This is a genomic window from uncultured Streptococcus sp. (assembly GCF_963456385.1).
Taxonomy (GTDB): domain Bacteria; phylum Bacillota; class Bacilli; order Lactobacillales; family Streptococcaceae; genus Streptococcus.
Window position 1 is genome coordinate 13,907 of record NZ_CAUOLF010000011.1, and the last position, 20,627, is coordinate 34,533.

The window sequence follows — 20,627 nt, forward strand, 5'->3', positions numbered from 1 at the left end:
AAAAGTTATGGAGAAATTACAAATCAGCCACAAAAAAGTGAGCCATTTGAAAAAACTATCAGACGAGCAGGGAATTATCGGGGCTTTGGCTATTGATCAGCGTGGATCGCTCAAGAAAATGCTGGCCAGCGGAGAAGATGCGCCATCTGGTGACCAAGCTCTGGTTCAGTTTAAAGAATTAATCTCTAGTCAGCTGACGCCCTATGCCAGCTCCATCCTGTTGGATCCGGAGTTCGGTCTGCCTGCAGCCAAGCTGCGAGATGCTTCCTGCGGGCTAATAGTAGCCTATGAGAAGACCGGCTATGATGCGACAGCCGAGGGCCGCCTGCCGGACTTGCTGCCTAACTGGTCAGCTAGTCGCATCCGAGACATGGGCGCAGATGCCGTCAAGGTCTTGATTTACTATGATGTTGATGACAAGTCTGAAATCAACGACATCAAGCAGGCCTGGGTTGAGCGCGTGGGCAGTGAATGTTTAGCTGAGGACATCCCCTATTTTCTGGAGGTTCTGACCTATGATGCTAAGAGTGACAGTGTCTTGGATGCTAACTATGCCAAGCTTAAGCCACACAAGGTCAATGAGGCAGTCAAGCACTTTTCAGATCCCCGCTATCATGTAGATGTTTTAAAGGTTGAAGTGCCAGTCAATATGAACTTTGTTGAGGGCTTCACCAAAGAAGGAGTTGAGCCAGTCTACAGCGTGACGGAAGCCCGAACTTTCTTTAAAGAACAGTCAGATGCGACGCACTTGCCTTTCATCTTCCTCAGCGCTGGTGTCAGTGCCGAACTTTTCCAAGAAACGCTGCGGCTAGCCCATGAAGCGGGCTCACAGTTTAACGGTGTTCTGTGCGGACGGGCTACCTGGAAGGATGCAGTTTCTGTCTTTGCCCAAGAGGGAGCTGCAGCAGCTCGAGCATGGCTGGACGAGGCAGGCCGTCAGAATATCGAGGATCTTAATCAAGTCTTGCGCCAGACAGCTGTGTCTTGGGTGGACAAGCTTGACCTGCCTTTTGAAGACAGGACTTGGGAAGTTCGTGATTTTTAACAGGATAGATAAAAGAGGTTTGGTATGAAATCTTACCGAGAATCCATTTTTGGCAAGCTGGGCAGTCAGGAGATTCTGGCTTATACCTTTGAAAACGATCGAGGCTATCGTCTGATAGTTATGAACTACGGAGCAACTGTCGTCCAGTATGTTACTCCTGATAAGGATAATCACTTTGACAATATCGTCGTCGGGTTTAATCGGTTTGAGGATTATATTGGAAACAGTCCCAAGCACGGAGCCAGTATTGGTCCGGTGGCTGGGCGTATTGCCGGAGCAACTTTTGAGCTAAATGGCCAGACCTTTCAGCTAGAGGTCAATAATGGCCTAAACTGCAACCATAGTGGCTCCAGCGGCTGGGATAGTACGGTTTTTGAAGTAGAGGAAGTCAGCAATGACGGACTCACCTTTTATACAGAGCGAACTGATGGGACTGGCGGCTTTCCTGGCAATCTGAAAATCTGGGTTTCCTATACCCTGACAGAGAAGGGCAAGCTGGAAATTTCTTATCAGGTCCAGACAGATCAGGATACCTTGGTCAATCCGACCAACCACAGCTACTTCAACCTGTCTGGTCGTTTCAATCAGCCCATTGATGACCATATCCTGCAGCTCAATACTGGTGGTGTCTATCCTATCGCAGCTGACGGCCTTCCTGAAAAAAAGGCTGATGCAGAGCGTGACTTTGTCAAGAAGCTGGCCAAGGGCGCTTCCCTTAAAGAAATTTTTGCTGCGACCGATGAGCAAATTCATCTGGTATCTGGCTTGGATCATCCTTTTGCGCTAAACCCAATCCGAGACCAGGCAGGGACGCTCTATCATCCAGCATCGGGCCGCCGCCTGACTATTGAGACTCAGGCGCCCTGCTTAGTGATTTATTCAGCGAATTGCGTAGATGATTCGGTTCAATTTGACGGACAGCCTATGATTCAGCATAATGGCTTGGCTTTGGAAGCCCAGGCACTGCCGGATGCCATTCACAGTAGCCAGCAGTCAGATGTCATTCTCAAGGCCGGTCAGATTTTCACCAGCAGGACAGTGTATTTTGCTGATGTAAAAGCAACTTTATAAAGAAACAATCGCGAAAGAGCACAGAAAAACGGCAGTACCTCCTTCTGCCGTTTTTCTTTGTACAGTTTTTAGAGACTATGTTTTCATAAGTGGCTAATCTTAAGAAAGGAAAAAGCCTCCACAATCAAAAGCAAAATTTTTTTGCTAACTGAATTTTACTTTAAGTTTTTCTTAAGCTAAGGGCAGTATACTATGAGTATCAAATGAAGCCCCCTAACTTTGTTTGATAATCCTAAACTTTTTCATAATAATCTCCCATAAAGGCCACCCAATCCGGTGGTCTTTTTTTGCTCAAATTTTAGAATAAGACAGGAAGTTTATCGGATTGTAACTCAAATGTTAAATTTTAAAGGATACGTTATACAAAGTTAAGGTTTCTTTAAGTTAGGGCCAGTATACTATGAGTATCAAATGAAGACCTCCTAACTTTATTTGATAGAAATCCTAAACTTTTTCATAATAATCTCCCATAAAGGCCACCCAATCCGGTGGTCTTTTTTTGTGTTCAGACGTGGATTAGATTTGCTTCCTCTGCCTTATTTTCTGCTATAATAGTTCTATGAGTAGAATTTTAGACAATGAATTAATGGGTGATGAGGAATTGGTGGAGCGCACCTTGCGTCCCCAGTATTTGCAGGAGTATATCGGCCAGGACAAGGTCAAGGACCAACTGAAGATTTTTATTGAAGCGGCCAAGCTGAGGGATGAGGCGCTGGACCATACCCTGCTTTTTGGTCCCCCAGGTCTAGGAAAGACGACCATGGCCTTTGTCATTGCCAATGAACTAGGTGTAAATCTCAAGCAGACTTCAGGTCCGGTGATTGAGAAGTCTGGTGATTTGGTTGCGATCTTAAATGACCTTGAGCCGGGTGATGTCCTCTTTATAGATGAGATTCACCGCTTGCCAATGGCAGTAGAGGAAGTGCTGTACAGCGCTATGGAAGACTTTTACATCGACATTATGATTGGCTCAGGCGAGACCAGTCGCAGTGTCCATCTGGATTTGCCGCCTTTCACTCTGATTGGGGCGACCACTCGGGCAGGCATGCTGTCCAATCCTCTGCGGGCTCGCTTTGGAATTACTGGTCACATGGAGTATTATGAAGCTGGCGACTTGACGGAAATCGTCGAGCGGACGGCAGAGATTTTTGAGATGGATGTTACCCACGAGGCTGCGAAGGAGCTTGCTCTGCGTAGCCGAGGCACACCGCGGATTGCCAATCGTTTGCTCAAGCGGGTGCGGGACTATGCGCAGATTATGGGCAATGGCCTGATTGATGATAAGATAACCGACCAAGCTCTCTCCATGCTGGATGTGGACCAAGAAGGGCTGGACTATGTGGACCAGAAGATTTTGAAGACTATGATTGAGGTCTACGGTGGCGGTCCGGTAGGGCTGGGAACCCTCTCGGTCAATATTGCTGAGGAGCGTGAAACAGTAGAGGACATGTATGAACCTTACCTGATTCAGAAAGGCTTTGTCATGCGAACTCGGACTGGGCGCGTGGCTACCCGTAAAGCCTATGAGCATTTAGGATATGAGTATATGAAGGAATGACGGAAACGTTGTTTCTTTTTTCATACGTCAGAACAATATATCGTAGAATTATTGGCTCTAAAGAACATTATTCTATTATACTTTGCTTTAAAAATTATAGTATAATAAAGCTAAAGGAGAAAAAATCTTATGGCAAAATCTAGATATATGAGCAGATTCAAATGGCTCATTGTTATTGTATTATTGACTATCATTACTGTAGGAGTTATTTATATGTTTACCTTGAACAAAAAATCGGAAGAAGAGCGTCGCAACAGAGAGTATGAAGTCAGTCTAGTAAAGGCTTTGAAGAATTCTTATGAGGGAATTGAGGAAATTTATATTTCGAATCCATCATATACCTCAATTCCTTCAGAAGCGTGGGGGGCAGATGTGAAGCTCAAATTTTTTGATGGGACGTTAAAGGAACACGTTTTAGCTTTTGATAAAAATGTTAAAAAAATTAGAATAGGTGTATATAATAATGAAGATGAAGAATTTCAACATTTTTTAGAGTCTAGGAGAGGTTTAACTAAATCAAAAGTGAAAGTTAGATATTCGGATGGGTCAGAGGAGGAGCAGTGATGACTACATACATGTATACAGATAAGCAACTCAATGAATTAAACCAAGGCCCGAATGTTTATAGTGTTAATCCAGAGTACGCACAGCGTAAAGAAAATAGAACAAACATTGTCTCTGCTAAACCAGATAGTGAATTGAAAAAAGGCGAAACCAACACTATTACGACTTCAGACGGTCAGGAATTTCGTGTTATTGCGACTAAGGTGGATTCTAAGACTGGTTTTGATGGCATGGCTGTTGCGCCAATTGTTAACGGACTGCCTGACTATAAGAGTGTGGCTGTAATTTCGGCAGGAACGGATCCTAAAAGTCCAGTTAACAAGTTGGGTCCGCTTACGCGTGATGCCGCTGGTGCAGTTGAAGCCAGACAAACATACTTATCTCCTCAATATAAGGTAGCGGATCAATTTGTCAAAGAGATTATGGATAATCCTCAGTATGAAGTAAGTAAATTATCTGGTTATTCTCAAGGAGCATACATGCTTAAATTGGGGGCAAAGTATCATATTCCAACAACCACTTTTAATGCTTGGTTTAAATATGGAGCTTTGACTGAGGAAGAAAAACAGTTTCTGGAAAAGAACTCTGCTATGTTTGTGGATTACCGTAGAAAGAATGACGATGTAGTCCGCTATAATGATTTTAATCATCCTGAATGGTTTACTAGTCAAAATGATATATCAAATTCTATTCCCAAAACTATATATTGGATAGATGGAACTAGTCATAGAATTGATGAATGGATATTTGACCCTGTAACTGGACAGGTGATTGATAGCAAGGTAGGTAGACCTTTAGTCAGCGGGCTCTATAAAGCTTATGCTGATAGCTTGAGTAGAATGCAGCGTTATAAGGAATTAAAAACGAGGTGGGCTTCCAATCGTATTAGTGGAGCAGAACAGATTTATCTGGATGCTGTACAGGGACAGATTTTGTCTTCTAGTATGATGAACGCAGCGCGTATTGGAGCGGAAGAGTTATTGAAATTATCTGAAGAGGCAAATAATCAAGTAGCGAATCTCTGGTCCAAAATTGACTTTACTAACTATACAGAACTGTCCATTGAAGAAGTAGAAGCTATCTATGCTAGTCAAGGTGTTACAAAAGACCAATATGTAGATGGCTTTCAGAGTGAAACCAATCATCAAGTTGCTAAAATGGCTGATTCAGCGACAGCTTTTGAGCGACTAAACGGGCAGCTTCAGGAAGCTATTGAAAAAGTACTGGCAACAGATGCAGGATTGGCGGAGGAATTTAAACGATGGAAAGAAGAGATGTAACTTGGGAAGATGTAAACAGAAAAGAACGAGAATTGACTGAGTTTGAAGATAAATATCGTCATGAAAAAAAGTTATTTGAGAGGAATGAGAAAGAACTTTATGACCGCTTCAGGGAATTCGGGAATTTAGTAGATGAGGAGATAGAGAAAATGACTTATGTTTTGGAGAGGTTTTCGGTTTCTTCCGAGGATATGCAGGACTATTTCTTTAACATGGAAAATCTAATGTTGGAATCCCAAACTGTTTATAATCAACAAACTATAAAATTAGATGAAAAACAACTCGAATGCGAAAAAGCTTTCCGAAAGAACAGGGATAAGCTAGAAGAAGAATATTATCAGATGAGGAAGAGATATGAGAGCTCCAATAAATGAATATTATACAGACAAGGAATATGAATTTGCTTTGAAAGAGATGCGAAGGATAATGGAACGCAAGCGTGCATTAGCAGAAGCTCAGGCTGCGCAGAAAGCTCGTGAAAAAGTGAAGAAAGAATTTCAGACTAGAGCTAAGCAAATTGCCCTTGAGACAAAGACAACTATTACCAATATCAGTAGTCAGATGGATACGGCTATCCGGGGTAATATCCTAAAAAGATTAGAAATGTATGTTCCCAATATGCTAGTAAAATATGATGATATAGGTAAGTGATAAAGTGAAGGGGGATACTAATATCCAACATGAAACGAAAATGGAACAGATTGCCTTAAATCAACTAGGTCAGGATCCAGACATCCGAGCGATTTTGGAAATTATTCGCAGTCTGGAGCTCAAGGATTCTTGGTTAGCGGCTGGATGTGTGAGGAATTTTATCTGGAATATGCTGTCAGAGCGACCAGGTTTTGACTCAGAGACGGATGTAGATGTCATTTTCTTTGATCCGACTTATGCTGAGGCAGAGACGATAGAGCTGGAAGCCAAACTCAAGGCAGACTGGCCACAGTATCGATGGGAGCTCAGAAATCAAGCCTATATGCACCGCCATAGTCCTGGAACGGCTCCTTATAAAAATGCTTGCGAAGCCATGAGTAAGTATCCTGAGCGCTGCACTGCTATCGGCCTGCGTTTGCTGGAAAATGACAAACTGGAACTTTTTGCTCCCTATGGTTTGGAGGATATCTTAAACTTTCAGGTCAGACCGACTTCTCATTTTCTTGAAAATAAGGAGCGCCAGCATGTGTATGTTGAGCGCTTGGCTAAGAAGAATTGGCAGAAACGCTGGCCGCAGTTGGAATACCACTATCCTAATAAATAAGCAAAGATTAAGAGTAAAATGTTTAAGTTATTTTAAGGAAGTTTAAAAATCTTATGGCAAAATCTAGATATATGAGCAGATTCAAATGGCTCATTGTTATTGTATTGTTGACTATCATCACTGTAGGAGGGATTTATATGTTTACCTTGAACAAAAACTCCGAAGAAGAGCGCCACAATAGAGAGTATGAAGTCAGTCTAGTAAAGGCTTTGAAGAATTCTTATGAAGGTCTTGAGGAAATTGAGATAACAGAACCCTACTATAATGATAAACCAGGTTCTTGGTCTTGTGATGTAAAAATACGATTTAATAATGGAGAAAAAATAATTTATGGAATAAATCATAAATTGTATAGTAAAGAAAATCATGATGGACTAATGAAAGGAAAGACAGATGAAGAAATTGATCAGCAATGGAAGATGCTTCAAAGTCATAGGGGGAAAACTTCATCCAAAATATTAGTTATCTATTCTAATAGCGAGAGAGGAGAAGTGTAATGTCGTTTGATTATACAGATTAACATTGAATAGTCTGGGTCAGAATTATGCTGTCTATAGTATGAATAAAGACTTTTTAGATCGGAATAAACAGAAATTAGTGACGTCTAATCCAAAGGATAATAACGAAACCAACACCATTACAACTTCAGACGGTCAGGCATTTCACTATCCTAATAAATAAGTAAAAATTAAGAGTAAAATGTTTAAGTTATTTTAAGGAAGTTTTAAGGAATGGATATTATACTATAACCAAGTTAAGAAATTAACTTAACTCCTAAAACTTTTTTCTTTTTAAAAAATAATCTCCCTACAAAAAGCCACCAAACGGTGGTTTTTTGCTATTTTCAGACATGAGAGGGGCAGGGCTTGCCCGTTTTCAACGAGAATCAGGAAACTGTAAACGATTCAGGGCTAGTTTTTGCCATTATTTTGTTATAATAGATAGCGAGGTATTCTATGAAGAAAATTGTATTTGTATGTTTGGGCAATATCTGCCGCAGTCCGATGGCAGAGTTTGTCATGAAGAGTTTAACAGACCAACTGAAAATCGAGAGCCGGGCAACTTCAAGCTGGGAGCAAGGCAATCCCATTCATCGGGGAACACAGGCTATTTTTAAGAAATATGCCATTTCTTATGATAGGAACAAGACTTCTCAGCAGATTTCGACAGCGGATTTTGCGGATTTTGACTACGTCATTGGTATGGATGAAAGCAATGTCCGAGATTTGAAGCGGCTGGCGCCTGAGGATTTTCAGCATAAAATTTATCAGTTTGAAGAAGAAAGTGTACCAGATCCTTGGTACACAGGAGATTTTGACCAAACCTATGATTTGGTCTTGGCTGGCTGCAAGAAGTGGCTAGAGCGTTTGGATGGATAGGAATATGGATAAAGTAAAAGAATTTTACGATAAATACAAGGTCTATCTGACCCGGCAGAATTTAGAACTCTTGGCTGTCACGGTCATTGTACTGTCAGCTATTCTGGTCTTTACTTCGGGGATTCCTGGTAAGGGCGTTTTAACGCTGGATCAGGGGAAAATCAAGTATGACGGAACCTTGGTTCGCGGGAAGATGAACGGTCAGGGGACGATGACTTTTCAAAATGGGGACAGTTATAGCGGTCAATTTCGCAATGGCATCTTTGACGGAAAAGGAACCTTTACCTCGCAGGCTGGCTGGAAATATGAAGGGGACTTCAGCAAGGGTCAGGCTGATGGACAAGGGAAGCTAACGACAGAAGGCAATGTCGTTTATGAAGGAACGTTTAAACAAGGAATTTATCAAAATGCGCATTAAATGGTTTTCGCTCGTCAGAATCACGGGGCTGCTTCTAGTTCTGCTTTATCATTACTTCCAGGGCGTTTTCCCTGGCGGTTTTATTGGTGTGGATATCTTCTTTACCTTTTCTGGCTTCTTGATTACCGCTCTGCTTATTGACGAGTTTGCCAAGAAGAAAGAAATCGATATCCAAGGCTTTTTCAAACGGCGTTTTTATCGGATTGTACCCCCTCTGGTCTTTATGATTTTGGTCGTTATGCCCTTTACCCTCTTGATTCGTAAGGATTTTGTGGCTGGAATTGGAACGCAGATTGCGGCTGCCTTGGGATTTGTGACCAACTTTTATGAAATGCTATCTGGCGGCAGTTATGAGAGTCAGTTTGTGCCGCACATCTTGATTCACACTTGGAGTCTGGCTTTAGAAGTGCACTATTATGTTCTTTGGGGCTTGGCTGCTTGGGGCTTGGGCAAGGTTGCCAAGTCAACGGCCCGCTATCGCGGTATGATTGCGTTGGTTTCTGCAGGTCTCTTTTTGCTCAGCTTTGTATCAATGTTTGCTGGCGGTTTGACCACTAAGAATTATTCTGATATTTATTTTTCAAGTTTGACCCACGTCTTTCCTTTCTTTGCAGGAAGCATCCTAGCAACCTTATCTGGCGTCGGCCATGTCAGCAGTCGCTTTAAGATGCTGGAGGGAAAGCTGGCTCTCAAGCAAGTGCTAGGAATTATGGGGGGCAGCATAGCTGTTTTGCTTTTGCTCAGCTTCCTACTCAAGTTTGATAATCTTTGGACCTACCTGGTAGGATTCTTGATTTCGACTATCTTGGCCTGTCTGATGATTTTTGCTGCTAGGATGTTGCATGATAAGCTCCCTGATGTGAAGGAGCCTAGCCTTATCAACTTTATCGCAGATACCAGCTATGGTGTTTATCTCTTCCACTGGCCATTCTATATTATCTTTACCCAGCTGATGAGTAACGGCTTGGCTGTTCTCTTGACCACGCTGCTGTCTCTTATTTTTGCAGCCTTGTCTTTCTATATCTTGGAGCCAACTCTTGCTGGTCGTCAGCCAGTTATCATGGGCACCAAGATGGACCTGTCGTCTCTTACCAGACCAATCTTTTACAGCATGATTCCGCTGACTTTGATTATGTTCTTTATCTCGGTGACAGCACCCAAGGTCGGAGCTTTTGAGGAAAGTTTGATTGTCAACGCTCTAAATCAAGCAGACACCAAGATGCAGACAACTCGGAGTCAGGTTGATCAGTCCAAGGCGACTGAGTACAATGTGGCGGACGGGATTACCATGATTGGTGACTCGGTTGCCCTACGCTCAAGCGATCAATTGCAAAAGATCTTACCAGGAATCGAGCTAGACACTGTCGTTAGTCGCAGTCTGAGCACAGGCTTGGAGGTCTATAAGACAGATATTGCTAATAGAGTGCTGAAGAAGCAGGTTGTCCTGGCTCTCGGGACCAATTCGTCTGGTTATTCAAATGAACTTTTGGATGAGTATGTTTCCAGCCTGCCTAAAGGTCATCAACTGATTCTCGTGACTCCTTATGACGGTCGCTCAGAGGGCGGTGTTTTAGCTCAGCAGCGGGAGTATGAGCTGGAATTAGCCAAAAAGTACGACTATGTCTTTGTGGCTGACTGGCATCAAACTGCTATCGAAAATCCGCAGATTTGGGAAGGGACAGACTATGTACACTTTGGCTCGAACTCAGAGTCCATCATTGAGGGGGGGACTCTCTATGCCAATACCATTAAGCAAGCCATAGATGAAGCAAATTCTGGCAATGTGAAACCATAAATAATCAGCTCGGTTCGTCCGAGCTTTTTATATCTAAAGCAAGAAAGTGTTTTCATATATTATGTGAAAACAAAAGTATGTGAAATCTCTAAAAAATTAAAAAAGTTTTTCACAAAATAGACAAAAATAATCTGGCAAATCAGCGCTTATTGTATGACATTCACAAAATAACAGGAAAAAGTTTGTGAATGTTAAGTGAAAGTGTTTACAAAAGGTATTAAATAAGTTATAATTGTATTGTGAAATAATTAACAAAGGTTAGTGTTCTTCGTCTAACCTAAGGCAAAACCATTGGAGGAATAGAATGGCTGAAAAGAAGAAAACGGTAGAACAAGAAGACAAGGCTTTGGCAGCGCAAAAGCATGTCGATGAATTGGTGCAAAAAGGTCTGGTTGCACTGGAGGAAATGAGAAAGCTGAATCAGGAACAGGTGGACTACATCGTAGCCAAGGCCTCTGTAGCAGCTTTGGATGCCCATGGTGAGTTGGCTCTGCATGCTTATGAAGAAACGGGTCGCGGAGTTTTTGAAGATAAGGCGACTAAAAACTTATTTGCCTGTGAGCACGTTGTGAATAATATGCGCCACACGAAAACTGTCGGTGTTATTCAGGAAGATGATGTGACTGGTTTGACCTTGATTGCGGAGCCAGTGGGTGTTGTCTGCGGAATTACTCCAACAACCAACCCAACTTCAACAGCGATTTTCAAATCTTTGATTTCCTTAAAAACACGTAATCCGATTATCTTTGCTTTCCACCCATCTGCACAAGAATCATCTGCCCATGCAGCACAAATCGTGCGTGATGCAGCGATTGCAGCAGGTGCTCCTGAGAATTGTGTGCAGTGGATTACAGCGCCATCGATGGAAGCAACTTCTGCACTTATGAACCACGAAGGGATTGCAACAATCCTTGCGACAGGTGGTAACGCAATGGTGAAGGCAGCTTACTCATGTGGTAAGCCAGCTCTTGGGGTTGGTGCCGGAAACGTACCAGCTTACGTGGAAAAATCAGCTAATATCCGTCAAGCAGCGCACGATATCGTTATGTCTAAGTCCTTTGACAATGGTATGGTCTGTGCCTCTGAGCAAGCCGTTATCATTGATAAGGAAGTTTATGATGAATTTGTAGAAGAGTTCAAATCTTATCATACTTACTTTGTCAATAAGAAAGAAAAAGCTCTGTTGGAAGAATTCTGCTTCGGCGCTAAGGCAAACAGCAAGAACTGTGCTGGTGCTAAGCTCAATCCGGATATCGTTGGTAAGCCAGCCACTTGGATTGCAGAGCAAGCAGGCTTCAGCGTGCCAGAAGATACGAATATCTTGGCCGCAGAGTGTAAAGAAGTTGGGGAAAAAGAGCCATTGACACGTGAAAAACTGTCACCTGTCATCGCTGTTCTCAAGTCTGAATCCCGTGAAGACGGTGTTGAAAAGGCCCGTCAAATGGTAGAATTCCATGGTCTTGGTCACTCAGCAGCCATCCACACAGCAGATGAAGAACTAACTAAAGAATTTGGTAAAGCAGTTAAAGCTATTCGTGTTATCTGTAACTCACCTTCTACTTTCGGAGGTATCGGGGATGTTTATAATGCCTTCCTGCCATCACTGACTCTGGGCTGTGGTTCTTATGGTCGCAACTCAGTTGGTGATAACGTTAGTGCTGTGAATCTCTTGAACATCAAAAAAGTAGGAAGACGTAGAAATAATATGCAATGGATGAAACTCCCTTCAAAAACTTACTTCGAGCGTGACTCTATCCAATACCTGCAAAAATGTCGCGATGTGGAACGTGTCATGATCGTAACAGACCATGCTATGGTAGAGCTTGGTTTCCTAGATCGTATCATCGAACAACTCGATCTTCGTCGTAATAAGGTTGTTTACCAAATCTTTGCAGACGTAGAACCAGATCCAGATATCACAACAGTTGAACGTGGTACAGAGATTATGCGTACCTTCAAACCTGATACAATCATCGCTCTGGGTGGTGGTTCACCAATGGACGCAGCTAAAGTCATGTGGCTCTTCTATGAGCAACCAGAAGTGGACTTCCGTGACCTTGTGCAAAAATTCATGGATATCCGTAAACGTGCCTTCAAATTCCCGTTGCTTGGTAAGAAGACTAAGTTTATCGCAATCCCTACAACATCTGGTACAGGTTCAGAAGTAACACCATTTGCCGTTATCTCTGACAAGGCTAACAACCGCAAGTACCCAATTGCTGACTACTCTCTGACTCCAACTGTAGCCATTGTAGACCCAGCTCTGGTACTGACTGTTCCAGGATTTGTCGCAGCAGACACTGGTATGGACGTGCTGACTCACGCAACAGAAGCTTATGTATCTCAGATGGCCAGCGACTTTACAGATGGTTTGGCTCTCCAAGCGATCAAACTAGTCTTTGAAAATCTGGAAAGCTCTGTTAAGAACGCTGACTTCCACTCTCGCGAAAAGATGCACAATGCCTCTACTATCGCTGGTATGGCCTTCGCCAATGCCTTCCTGGGAATTTCCCACTCTATGGCCCATAAGATTGGTGCTCAGTTCCATACGATCCACGGTCGTACCAATGCGATCTTGCTGCCATATGTAATCCGCTACAACGGTACACGTCCAGCTAAGACAGCGACATGGCCTAAGTACAACTACTACCGTGCGGATGAGAAATACCAAGACATCGCTCGTATGCTTGGCTTGCCAGCTTCTACTCCAGAAGAAGGTGTTGAATCATTTGCGAAAGCTGTTTATGAACTGGGAGAACGTGTCGGTATCGAAATGAACTTCAAGGCTCAAGGTATTGACGAAAAAGAATGGAAAGAACATTCACGCGAATTGGCCTTCCTTGCTTATGAAGACCAATGCTCTCCAGCCAACCCACGTCTTCCAATGGTTGACCACATGCAGGAAATCATCGAAGACGCATACTATGGCTACAAGGAACGCCCAGGACGCCGCAAATAAACGAGCAGCTTCCTCAATTAAAAATAAGACAGTTTGTCGGTCATCCCCTACCCTTTGGTAGGGGATTTTTCTATGTGTCTTAGCGAGGCAAGACCGTCGGTCGAAGCCAAGCTTAGAGACATTGATGCTGAGGAGCGGAGTGACGTGAGCGCTATGTGTCTTAACGAAACGTGTCCGTAGGACAAAGTTGAGTTATAGAGCAGTGGATGCAGTTTTGTCCTTTAGGACAAAAGCTGTACACCTTGAAGAAACACATAACCAGGCAAGACCGTCGGTCGAAGCCGAGCTTAGAGACATTGATGCTGAGGAGCGGAGCGACGTGAGCTCTAGGTCTCTTAACGAAAGGAGCTTGCTGGGGTAAAAAGACGTAAACCTTCTGATTACTTGTGATTAAGTGAGCTTTTGTGCTAAGATAAGAGGACAATGGAAAAAGGAGAGTAATGTGATTTTTTAATCTTTATGGGCTGGGCTGTTGAGTGGTCTTTGCTGGTTATTGGGGGATATTCTGCTGGTTGGCTTTGAGGTAGATAAGGAAAGTTATGCCTACTTTACGGAGCAGAGTCGGATTGGCAATAAGAATCTGGCTATGCTGATGCTGTCTGGCTCTGTCGGTCGGCTGCGTCTGGGCGCTCTGGTGGCTAACTTCTCAATCCCTCTTATGTTAGTCTCGCTTTATGCTCTCTTTGGTTTGACAAATAAGGGCTTGTGGGCTTATCTGTCAATAGCACTGTTAGGAATTGGATTTGCCCTGTCGCCCGTGGCACATGTGGCCTTTTACTACGTTGGAATCATCAGCAAAAAGGCTTATAAACGAAGCGGCGGACAGGTCTGCTCAGACGAAGATAGCGGGCTTATCAATGAAGCAGTGCTCTTTCTAGATATAACTTGGCGGACAGCTATCGCTCTGACAGGTCTAGGCTGGCTCGTTTACTCGCTGCTAATAGTTACCGGTCAGACAATATTGCCTGCTTATCTGGGGCTGCTGACTCCTTTACCTCTCAGTCTGTTGACTATCTTACTGGTAGAAAAGCTGAGAATCGGACGCCCCTACCTTAACGGAGCTGGCCTAAACATAGGATTTAGTTTGTTCTATTTACTGCTCCTGCTTCATATAGGTTCTTAGGCGGCGAATCGGTAAAATTTCAGAAAAACAGAAAATCTATATATTAACCTATTGAAAACTTCCTCTTTATATGGTATGATGAAAGAGGTCTCAAGAATCGTTGGGAGGATAAGACATGAAAAACCCTACTTTGCTTAAAGAAATGTTACATTATCGCGGAAGAGATGAAATGCCCGACGATTTTGATACCTTTTGGGATAAACAAGTGGCGGAGGTTTTCTAATTGGCATTCTGCTGATTTATACTTCAAATTTGGGCTTTTAAATAAGCTGGTTGAGCTTAGTGTTTGTTAGCTTTTATTCCTTTAAGACTGGAAGTCTACAAAACTGCTTCCCCCTAGGACTAGGCATTCGCCTAGTTCTTTTTAGTTGTAGAAAAATGTTGGAACAGCCACGAAAAAAATAAATATTTTAGCTATATTCGTCTGTATAAGTTTCAAACTGAGATAAAAAGTAATACTTAAAAAGAAAGTACTTTCTAAAAGTAAAATCATATTGAAACTAATTGCAATAAATGTTAAGATAATAAATGTAAAGGCTTACAATAAATGAGTAAGGAGGATAGGAATCAAATGGAAGAGTTGAGACATAAGTTAATTGTGTCGTGTCAGGCTCTACCAAACGAACCATTACATAGCGACTTTATCATGGCTCGTATGGCAGTGGCGGCCAAAGAAGGAGGTGCTAGCGGAATTCGGGCTAACTCGGTTATAGACATCAAGGCTATTAAAGAAGCGGTGGATTTGCCAGTAATTGGGATTATCAAGAGAGATTATCCAGATGCCCAAGCTTTTATTACACCAACTATAGCGGAAGTGGATGGGCTGATGGAAGCCCATCCGGAGATTATTGCTTTAGATGCGACAAATTCCAGCAGACCTCAAGGAGAGAGTTTAAAAGCATTTTTTCAAAAAGTGAAAGAAAAATATCCTCAGCAGCTTTTGATGGCTGATTGTTCAACTCTTGACGAGATGCTGGAAGCTGATCGAATGGGATTTGATTTTATCGGAACAACCTTGGTGGGCTATACTAGTCAGAGCGAAGGAGATAAGATTGAAGCCAATGACTTTGAAATCATCCGAAAAGCTTTAGCTGAGATTCAGCACCCTCTGATTGCTGAGGGGAATATTGATAGTCCTGAAAAGGTGAAAAGAGTTCTAGAGCTGGGAGCCTTTAGTGTGGTAGTTGGATCTGCTATTACACGGCCGCAGCTGATTACAAGGAAGTTTGCAGACGCAACGAAAGAATAGAAAAGAGGAAGAATATGTCAAAATTAGAAAAATATGAAGGTGTCATTCCGGCTTTTTATGCTTGTTATGATGAAGCAGGAGAAGTAAGCCCAGAACGTGTTCGCGCTTTGACTCAGTACTTTATTGATAAGGGAGTTAAGGGTGTCTATGTTAATGGTTCTTCTGGTGAGTGTATTTACCTCAGTGTAGCAGACCGGAAATTAATTTTGGAAAATGTCATGGAAGTGGCTAAGGGCAAACTGACAGTTATCGCTCATGTGGCTTGCAACAACACTAAGGACAGTGTGGAACTGGCTAAGCATGCTGAAAGTTTGGGTGTCGATGCCATCGCTGCTATTCCTCCTATTTACTTCCGTTTGCCGGACTATTCTATCGCTAAGTACTGGAACGATATGAGTGCAGCGGCTCCGAATACTGACTTTGTCATCTACAATATTCCGCAGCTGTCTGGAACGACCCTGACACCAGCCCTCTATGCAGAAATGCGTAAAAACCCACGAGTTATTGGGGTTAAAAACTCTTCTATGCCGACTCAAGATATTCAAATCTTTGTCGCAGAAGGTGGGGAAGATCATATTGTCTTTAATGGTCCAGATGAACAGTTTATCAGCGGTCGAGTTATTGGTGCTAAGGCTGGAATTGGCGGAACCTATGCTGTTATGCCGGACCTCTTCCTGAAGCTCAACCAGCTTATCATTGACAAAAAACTGGATCGTGCTAAAGAACTGCAGCATGCGATTAATAGTGTGATTTACAAGATGGTCAGCGGTCGCGCAAATCTCTATGCTGTTATGAAAGAAATTCTTCGTCTCAATGAGGACTTAGATATTGGTTCTGTTCGAGCACCGTTAGAGCCTCTATCTGAGGGAGACTATGCGATTGCCAAAGAAGCGGCTGCTATGATTAAGCAGGTAAGAGAAGATTTCTTGTAATATAAAGAGTGTGACACCAGAGTCTAGGGCAGTCTAAGCCTGCCCATCCCACGCTCTGGAGATGAATAATAATGGAGAAATTCTATGGGAAATGTTGGTTTTACCACAATCGATATGATTATTCTGATTGTGTATTTACTAGTTGTTCTGGTAGCAGGTTTGCTGTTCTCCAAAAAGGAGATGCAGGGTAAAGAGTTCTTTAAAGGTGATGGAACGGTGCCTTGGTATGTAACATCTGTTTCCATTTTTGCTACATTGCTAAGTCCGATTTCCTTTATGACACTGGCGGGGAACTCTTATGCAGGGACTTGGCTTCTCTGGTTTGCCCAGTTGGGTATGATTTTTGCCATTCCAGTGGCTATTCGTTTCTTCTTGCCGATTTATGCACGTCTAGATATTGATACAGCCTATGACTACCTGCAAAAACGTTTTGGCTCTAAGGCCTTGCGAGCTTTGTCAGCTGTCTTCTTCATCATCTATCAAATCGGCCGCATGTCCATCATTATGTATCTACCTTCAGTGGCCCTGGCTACTTTGACGAAGATTGATGTCAATATCCTGATTATCGCGATGGGTGCGATTGCCATTGTTTACTCCTATACCGGTGGAGTCAAGTCAGTTCTGTGGACAGACTTTATCCAAGGTTCAGTACTCTTGATTGGTACAGTTGTAGGGCTTTTCTTCCTGATTGCTAATCTCAAGGGTGGCTTTGGCGATATTGCTAGTGAGCTGGCCAGTGGTAAATTTATCTCAGGGAAAGAAACTATTTTCAATCCTAACTTGCTAAAAGATTCTATTTTCCTAATTATCTTGGGATCTGGTATCAATACCCTGTCCTCTTATGTATCTTCGCAAGATATCGTTCAGCGCTTTACGACAACTCAGAATGTGAAGAAACTCAATAAAATGATGTTTACGAATGGAGTTTTGTCAATCTTTATCGCTTCTGTCTTTTATCTGATTGGTACAGGTTTATACGTCTATTATCAAGTACAGCATCCAGGCAGTGAGGGCAGCTCTATTCCTCAAGACCAGATCTTCACTTACTTTATCGCCTATGGTCTTCCAGTTGGAGTGACCGGTGTTCTGATTGCAGCCATTTATGCGGCGGCTCAGTCTACTATTTCTACGGGTCTTAATTCTGTAGCGACTTCTTGGACTCTGGATATTCAAGATGTTGTGTCCAGCAATCTGGACGACAAGAAACGGACTAAAATTGCTCAATATGTTTCTCTAGGTGTAGGAGTCTTCTCTACAGTAGTTTCAATCGTAATGGCTCATACTGGTATTACATCGGCCTATGTCTGGTTCAATGGCTTTATGGGCTTGGTGCTAGGTGTCTTGGGAGGAATCTTTATTCTGGGAATCTTCACCAAGCGTGCCAACCTCAAGGGAGCTTATGCAGCTATGATTGCTTCCAGTATTGTCCTGCTAGTCATCAAGTACGCTCTGCCAGCAGAAGCAGTTAGTATTTGGGCTTATTCCTTGATTTCAATTGTCGTTTCCTTGATTGTAGGCTATGTGGTCTCCGTCTTAACTGGCGGCAAGGCTGCGCCAGAGAATACAACAGTTTACGATATTGCAAGTATTCATGCAGATAAATCATGGGAGGTACGGCACTAATGGAACTAGTTCAATATAAAGGAGCAGCTGTTGAGAGAGACATTCAGCATCCTGCCTTAAAAAAAGTCCTAGAATTTTTACAGACACATGATGTTAGCCAAGATGAAAAGGGCAATCACCCTGTGTCTGATGATTTCTTTTACAATGTCATTGAAATGACGACCACGACCGAAGATGAACGGGTCTGGGAAAGTCATAGGGAATTTTACGATGTGCATCTGATTTTTGAAGGAAGGGAGCGCATCCACTATAACTTTTTGTCCAATATGGAAGAAGGGGATTATGATGCGGAAGGAGACTGGCAGCAGATGTCCGGCCAAGCTTTGTTTGACCTGATATTCACTCCTGGCAGCCTACTCTTGCTGGATCCTAATGACGCCCATAAGACTGGACTGATAGCTGAAGAAGCCGGCCCCATCCGTAAGGTTGTCTTTAAAGTAAAAATTGTATAAAAGGCTGCGGGCGGGATGAGAAAGACGGATTGTTCTTAACATGCTGCCCCAGCTTTTTTAGTTAGTTTTGAATTTTATTTTCTGATGGAGAATTCTAGCAAGGAAGGGTTGGAATTACTTTTGAGAAAGTGGTAGAATAAAGAAAATAGTTGCAGGAGGAAGATGTCTGATGGTTTCTTTGGAAAAAAACATTTTGCCAGTGATTGAGTCTGTATACGGCAGTCTGACACACCTGGAAAAGAAGATTGCAGACTATTTTCTGTCTGCTGAGGCGCTGACAGCTGATCTATCGGCTCAGGCTGTGTCTCAGAAGCTCTATGTCTCTGTGCCTTCTCTGACTCGCTTCGCCAAAAAATGTGGCTTTTCAGGCTATCGGCAGTTTATCTTTGAATTTCAGGAATCCAGCTCAGAAAGTAAAAATGTCAGTAGGGATTTGACGAGAAATGTCTTGTCTGATTATGGCGAATTGCTCAATAAGACTTTTTCCTTGATTGATGAAGAACAGTTCCTGCGCGTGGGAGATATGCTCAACAATGCTGGGCGAGTCTATATCTACGGGCAGGGGAGCTCAGGCTTAGTGGCTCGGGAAATGGAGTTTCGCTTCATGCGGTTGGGAATGGTTTGTAAGGCCATTACGGACGACCATATGATTCGGGTGAATAGAGTCATGCTGGATTCGGACTGTCTGGTTATTGGCATTTCCATATCTGGCGAGACTAAAATTATCACGCAGGCTATTCAGAATGCCAAAAAAGTCGGAGCCAAGACTGTGCTGGTAACATCCAATAACAGCGATGACTTAAGGAAGCAGTGTGATGAACTGGTCTTAGTAGCTGTCAAGAAGCACTTAGCACAGGGCAATAATATCTCTCCTCAGTTTCCGGTTTTAGTCGTGATGGACATTTTCTATGCCTATTATATGGATTTAGACCGAGATCATCGCAGCCAAATCTTTACAAATACACTTTCAGCTTTAGAAGAAAATCAAGATGACAAGGAGCATGAATCGTGAATATTGTTGGAATAGATATCGGTGGGACAACGATTAAAGCAGATCTCTATCAGTCTGACGGACGTAGTCTAAATCAATTTCGAGAAGTTGCTACTGAGATCGACTTTGAAAAGAAAACGAATCAGATTTTAGAACAGGTTTGCAAGCTAATAGCATTTTATAAGGAGAAGTTTGAGCTAGATGGTGTAGCGATTTCATCTGCTGGTGTAGTTGACAGCCAGGCAGGGAAAATCAGTTACGCTGGCTATACCATTCCAGGCTATATTGGGACAGATTTCCGGAGTCGGATTTTAAAAGAATTTGGTTTACCGAGTGCGATTGAAAATGATGTTAATTGTGCTGCCCTTGGTGAAGCCTGGCTCGGTTCTGCTAAAGGTCATGCTTCTGCTGTCATGATTACGGTTGGTACAGGCATTGGCGGTGGCATTATCAATGATGGAAAGATTGTCAATGGATCCACTTATACTGCTGGTGAGGTAGGCTATCTGCCCATGGAAGATGGACAGGACTGGCAATCCCTGGCCTCAACAACTGCCTTGTTGGCATTATACAGCCAAAAGACAGGTGAGCAAGGCCATACTGGGCGTAGCTTTTTTGCGGCGATAGACCAGAGAAATAAGCTGGCGCAGGAAACACTTGATATATTCTTAGGTCGCCTAGCTAAAGGTCTCTTAACCCTGTCCTATATTCTAAATCCAGAGGTGTTGATTGTCGGCGGGGGCATATTAGCCCGGTCAGAGCTTATTCTGCCGCGATTGGAAAGCCTAATGAAGCAGCAAGTGGTAGATCCGCGCTTTTTGCCTAAAAACTTGGTGTCAGCAGCCCTAGGGAATGAAGCCGGACGATTAGGCGCTGTTCGACATTTTCTGAATCAAGAGAAAAACTCTGTTTGAAAAAGATGTTTTCAGAAAG

At 42.9% G+C, this 20,627-nt stretch carries 22 protein-coding genes; all 22 read left to right on the plus strand.

The genetic code is table 11. The features are described 5' to 3' along the window. Positions 1 to 7: 7 nt before the first annotated feature. The 22 genes from lacD (at position 8) to RP262_RS05960 (ending at position 20,608) form a co-directional block, all read left to right on the plus strand. A complete protein-coding gene (lacD, locus tag RP262_RS05850) occupies positions 8 to 1,045 on the plus strand; it encodes a tagatose-bisphosphate aldolase (protein WP_125340213.1) in 1,038 nt (345 codons plus the stop codon). 24 nt (positions 1,046 to 1,069) lie between these two features. Further along, positions 1,070 to 2,116, plus strand: a complete 1,047-nt coding sequence (locus tag RP262_RS05855) for an aldose epimerase family protein (RefSeq protein ID WP_125340214.1) — start codon at positions 1,070 to 1,072, stop codon at positions 2,114 to 2,116. 559 nt (positions 2,117 to 2,675) lie between these two features. Then, a complete protein-coding gene (ruvB, locus tag RP262_RS05860) occupies positions 2,676 to 3,674 on the plus strand; it encodes a Holliday junction branch migration DNA helicase RuvB (protein WP_049552802.1) in 999 nt (332 codons plus the stop codon). Positions 3,675 to 3,803: 129 nt separating this feature from the next. After that, entirely contained in the window at positions 3,804 to 4,238 is a 435-nt protein-coding gene (locus RP262_RS05865; protein ID WP_239682250.1) for a hypothetical protein, read from the plus strand. Beyond that, positions 4,238 to 5,518 carry a hypothetical protein gene (locus RP262_RS05870; protein ID WP_049552803.1) on the plus strand — a complete coding sequence of 427 codons (1,281 nt, stop codon included), beginning with the start codon at positions 4,238 to 4,240 and terminating at the stop codon, positions 5,516 to 5,518. Before RP262_RS05865 ends, RP262_RS05870 begins: the two co-directional genes overlap by 1 nt. Next, a complete protein-coding gene (locus tag RP262_RS05875; protein ID WP_049552804.1) occupies positions 5,500 to 5,892 on the plus strand; it encodes a hypothetical protein in 393 nt (130 codons plus the stop codon). Before RP262_RS05870 ends, RP262_RS05875 begins: the two co-directional genes overlap by 19 nt. After that, positions 5,873 to 6,169: a hypothetical protein gene (locus tag RP262_RS05880; RefSeq protein ID WP_049552805.1), complete on the plus strand. Its 297-nt coding sequence runs from the start codon at positions 5,873 to 5,875 to the stop codon at positions 6,167 to 6,169. The genes RP262_RS05875 and RP262_RS05880 overlap by 20 nt, the downstream gene beginning before the upstream one ends. A 40-nt stretch (positions 6,170 to 6,209) precedes the next feature. Next, entirely contained in the window at positions 6,210 to 6,773 is a 564-nt protein-coding gene (locus RP262_RS05885) for a nucleotidyltransferase family protein (RefSeq protein WP_049552806.1), read from the plus strand. 53 nt (positions 6,774 to 6,826) lie between these two features. Then, positions 6,827 to 7,270: a hypothetical protein gene (locus RP262_RS05890; protein WP_049539667.1), complete on the plus strand. Its 444-nt coding sequence runs from the start codon at positions 6,827 to 6,829 to the stop codon at positions 7,268 to 7,270. A 459-nt stretch (positions 7,271 to 7,729) separates the two neighbouring features. Further along, positions 7,730 to 8,152, plus strand: coding sequence for a low molecular weight protein-tyrosine-phosphatase (locus tag RP262_RS05895; RefSeq protein WP_049552807.1), 423 nt, complete (start codon positions 7,730 to 7,732; stop codon positions 8,150 to 8,152). Next, entirely contained in the window at positions 8,145 to 8,570 is a 426-nt protein-coding gene (locus RP262_RS05900) for an MORN repeat-containing protein (RefSeq protein WP_002907692.1), read from the plus strand. Before RP262_RS05895 ends, RP262_RS05900 begins: the two co-directional genes overlap by 8 nt. Beyond that, a complete protein-coding gene (locus RP262_RS05905) occupies positions 8,560 to 10,365 on the plus strand; it encodes an acyltransferase family protein (RefSeq protein WP_311154591.1) in 1,806 nt (601 codons plus the stop codon). Before RP262_RS05900 ends, RP262_RS05905 begins: the two co-directional genes overlap by 11 nt. Positions 10,366 to 10,669: 304 nt before the next feature. Next, entirely contained in the window at positions 10,670 to 13,324 is a 2,655-nt protein-coding gene (gene adhE, locus RP262_RS05910) for a bifunctional acetaldehyde-CoA/alcohol dehydrogenase (protein ID WP_311154562.1), read from the plus strand. A 202-nt stretch (positions 13,325 to 13,526) separates the two neighbouring features. After that, the gene (locus tag RP262_RS05920; RefSeq protein ID WP_311154592.1) at positions 13,527 to 13,685 is read left to right on the plus strand and encodes a shikimate dehydrogenase; all 159 of its coding nucleotides are present in this window, start codon (positions 13,527 to 13,529) and stop codon (positions 13,683 to 13,685) included. A 108-nt stretch (positions 13,686 to 13,793) separates the two neighbouring features. Continuing rightward, entirely contained in the window at positions 13,794 to 14,447 is a 654-nt protein-coding gene (locus RP262_RS05925; RefSeq protein ID WP_311154593.1) for a DUF6796 family protein, read from the plus strand. 115 nt (positions 14,448 to 14,562) lie between these two features. Beyond that, a complete protein-coding gene (locus RP262_RS05930) occupies positions 14,563 to 14,670 on the plus strand; it encodes an acetylxylan esterase (protein WP_399553056.1) in 108 nt (35 codons plus the stop codon). Between the two features lie 324 nt (positions 14,671 to 14,994). Next, a complete protein-coding gene (locus RP262_RS05935) occupies positions 14,995 to 15,696 on the plus strand; it encodes an N-acetylmannosamine-6-phosphate 2-epimerase (RefSeq protein WP_311154563.1) in 702 nt (233 codons plus the stop codon). 14 nt (positions 15,697 to 15,710) lie between these two features. Continuing rightward, on the plus strand, positions 15,711 to 16,628 hold the full coding sequence (locus RP262_RS05940) for a dihydrodipicolinate synthase family protein (protein ID WP_125337558.1): 918 nt from the start codon (positions 15,711 to 15,713) through the stop codon (positions 16,626 to 16,628). 84 nt (positions 16,629 to 16,712) lie between these two features. Continuing rightward, the gene (locus RP262_RS05945; protein ID WP_002901990.1) at positions 16,713 to 18,251 is read left to right on the plus strand and encodes a sodium:solute symporter; all 1,539 of its coding nucleotides are present in this window, start codon (positions 16,713 to 16,715) and stop codon (positions 18,249 to 18,251) included. Then, on the plus strand, positions 18,251 to 18,703 hold the full coding sequence (locus RP262_RS05950) for a YhcH/YjgK/YiaL family protein (protein WP_004185097.1): 453 nt from the start codon (positions 18,251 to 18,253) through the stop codon (positions 18,701 to 18,703). The genes RP262_RS05945 and RP262_RS05950 overlap by 1 nt, the downstream gene beginning before the upstream one ends. A gap of 169 nt (positions 18,704 to 18,872) precedes the next feature. Continuing rightward, positions 18,873 to 19,715: a MurR/RpiR family transcriptional regulator gene (locus tag RP262_RS05955; RefSeq protein ID WP_311154564.1), complete on the plus strand. Its 843-nt coding sequence runs from the start codon at positions 18,873 to 18,875 to the stop codon at positions 19,713 to 19,715. Beyond that, the gene (locus tag RP262_RS05960; protein ID WP_311154565.1) at positions 19,712 to 20,608 is read left to right on the plus strand and encodes an ROK family protein; all 897 of its coding nucleotides are present in this window, start codon (positions 19,712 to 19,714) and stop codon (positions 20,606 to 20,608) included. Before RP262_RS05955 ends, RP262_RS05960 begins: the two co-directional genes overlap by 4 nt. Positions 20,609 to 20,627: the final 19 nt, after the last annotated feature.

Coding starts and splice junctions, on each gene's coding strand:
- lacD (WP_125340213.1), top strand. CDS start 8: ATGGAGAAATTACAAATCAGCCACAAAAAAGTGAGCCATTTGAAAAAA.
- RP262_RS05855 (WP_125340214.1), top strand. CDS start 1,070: ATGAAATCTTACCGAGAATCCATTTTTGGCAAGCTGGGCAGTCAGGAG.
- ruvB (WP_049552802.1), top strand. CDS start 2,676: ATGAGTAGAATTTTAGACAATGAATTAATGGGTGATGAGGAATTGGTG.
- RP262_RS05865 (WP_239682250.1), top strand. CDS start 3,804: ATGGCAAAATCTAGATATATGAGCAGATTCAAATGGCTCATTGTTATT.
- RP262_RS05870 (WP_049552803.1), top strand. CDS start 4,238: ATGACTACATACATGTATACAGATAAGCAACTCAATGAATTAAACCAA.
- RP262_RS05875 (WP_049552804.1), top strand. CDS start 5,500: ATGGAAAGAAGAGATGTAACTTGGGAAGATGTAAACAGAAAAGAACGA.
- RP262_RS05880 (WP_049552805.1), top strand. CDS start 5,873: ATGAGAGCTCCAATAAATGAATATTATACAGACAAGGAATATGAATTT.
- RP262_RS05885 (WP_049552806.1), top strand. CDS start 6,210: ATGGAACAGATTGCCTTAAATCAACTAGGTCAGGATCCAGACATCCGA.
- RP262_RS05890 (WP_049539667.1), top strand. CDS start 6,827: ATGGCAAAATCTAGATATATGAGCAGATTCAAATGGCTCATTGTTATT.
- RP262_RS05895 (WP_049552807.1), top strand. CDS start 7,730: ATGAAGAAAATTGTATTTGTATGTTTGGGCAATATCTGCCGCAGTCCG.
- RP262_RS05900 (WP_002907692.1), top strand. CDS start 8,145: ATGGATAGGAATATGGATAAAGTAAAAGAATTTTACGATAAATACAAG.
- RP262_RS05905 (WP_311154591.1), top strand. CDS start 8,560: ATGCGCATTAAATGGTTTTCGCTCGTCAGAATCACGGGGCTGCTTCTA.
- adhE (WP_311154562.1), top strand. CDS start 10,670: ATGGCTGAAAAGAAGAAAACGGTAGAACAAGAAGACAAGGCTTTGGCA.
- RP262_RS05930 (WP_399553056.1), top strand. CDS start 14,563: ATGAAAAACCCTACTTTGCTTAAAGAAATGTTACATTATCGCGGAAGA.
- RP262_RS05935 (WP_311154563.1), top strand. CDS start 14,995: ATGAGTAAGGAGGATAGGAATCAAATGGAAGAGTTGAGACATAAGTTA.
- RP262_RS05940 (WP_125337558.1), top strand. CDS start 15,711: ATGTCAAAATTAGAAAAATATGAAGGTGTCATTCCGGCTTTTTATGCT.
- RP262_RS05945 (WP_002901990.1), top strand. CDS start 16,713: ATGGGAAATGTTGGTTTTACCACAATCGATATGATTATTCTGATTGTG.
- RP262_RS05950 (WP_004185097.1), top strand. CDS start 18,251: ATGGAACTAGTTCAATATAAAGGAGCAGCTGTTGAGAGAGACATTCAG.
- RP262_RS05955 (WP_311154564.1), top strand. CDS start 18,873: ATGGTTTCTTTGGAAAAAAACATTTTGCCAGTGATTGAGTCTGTATAC.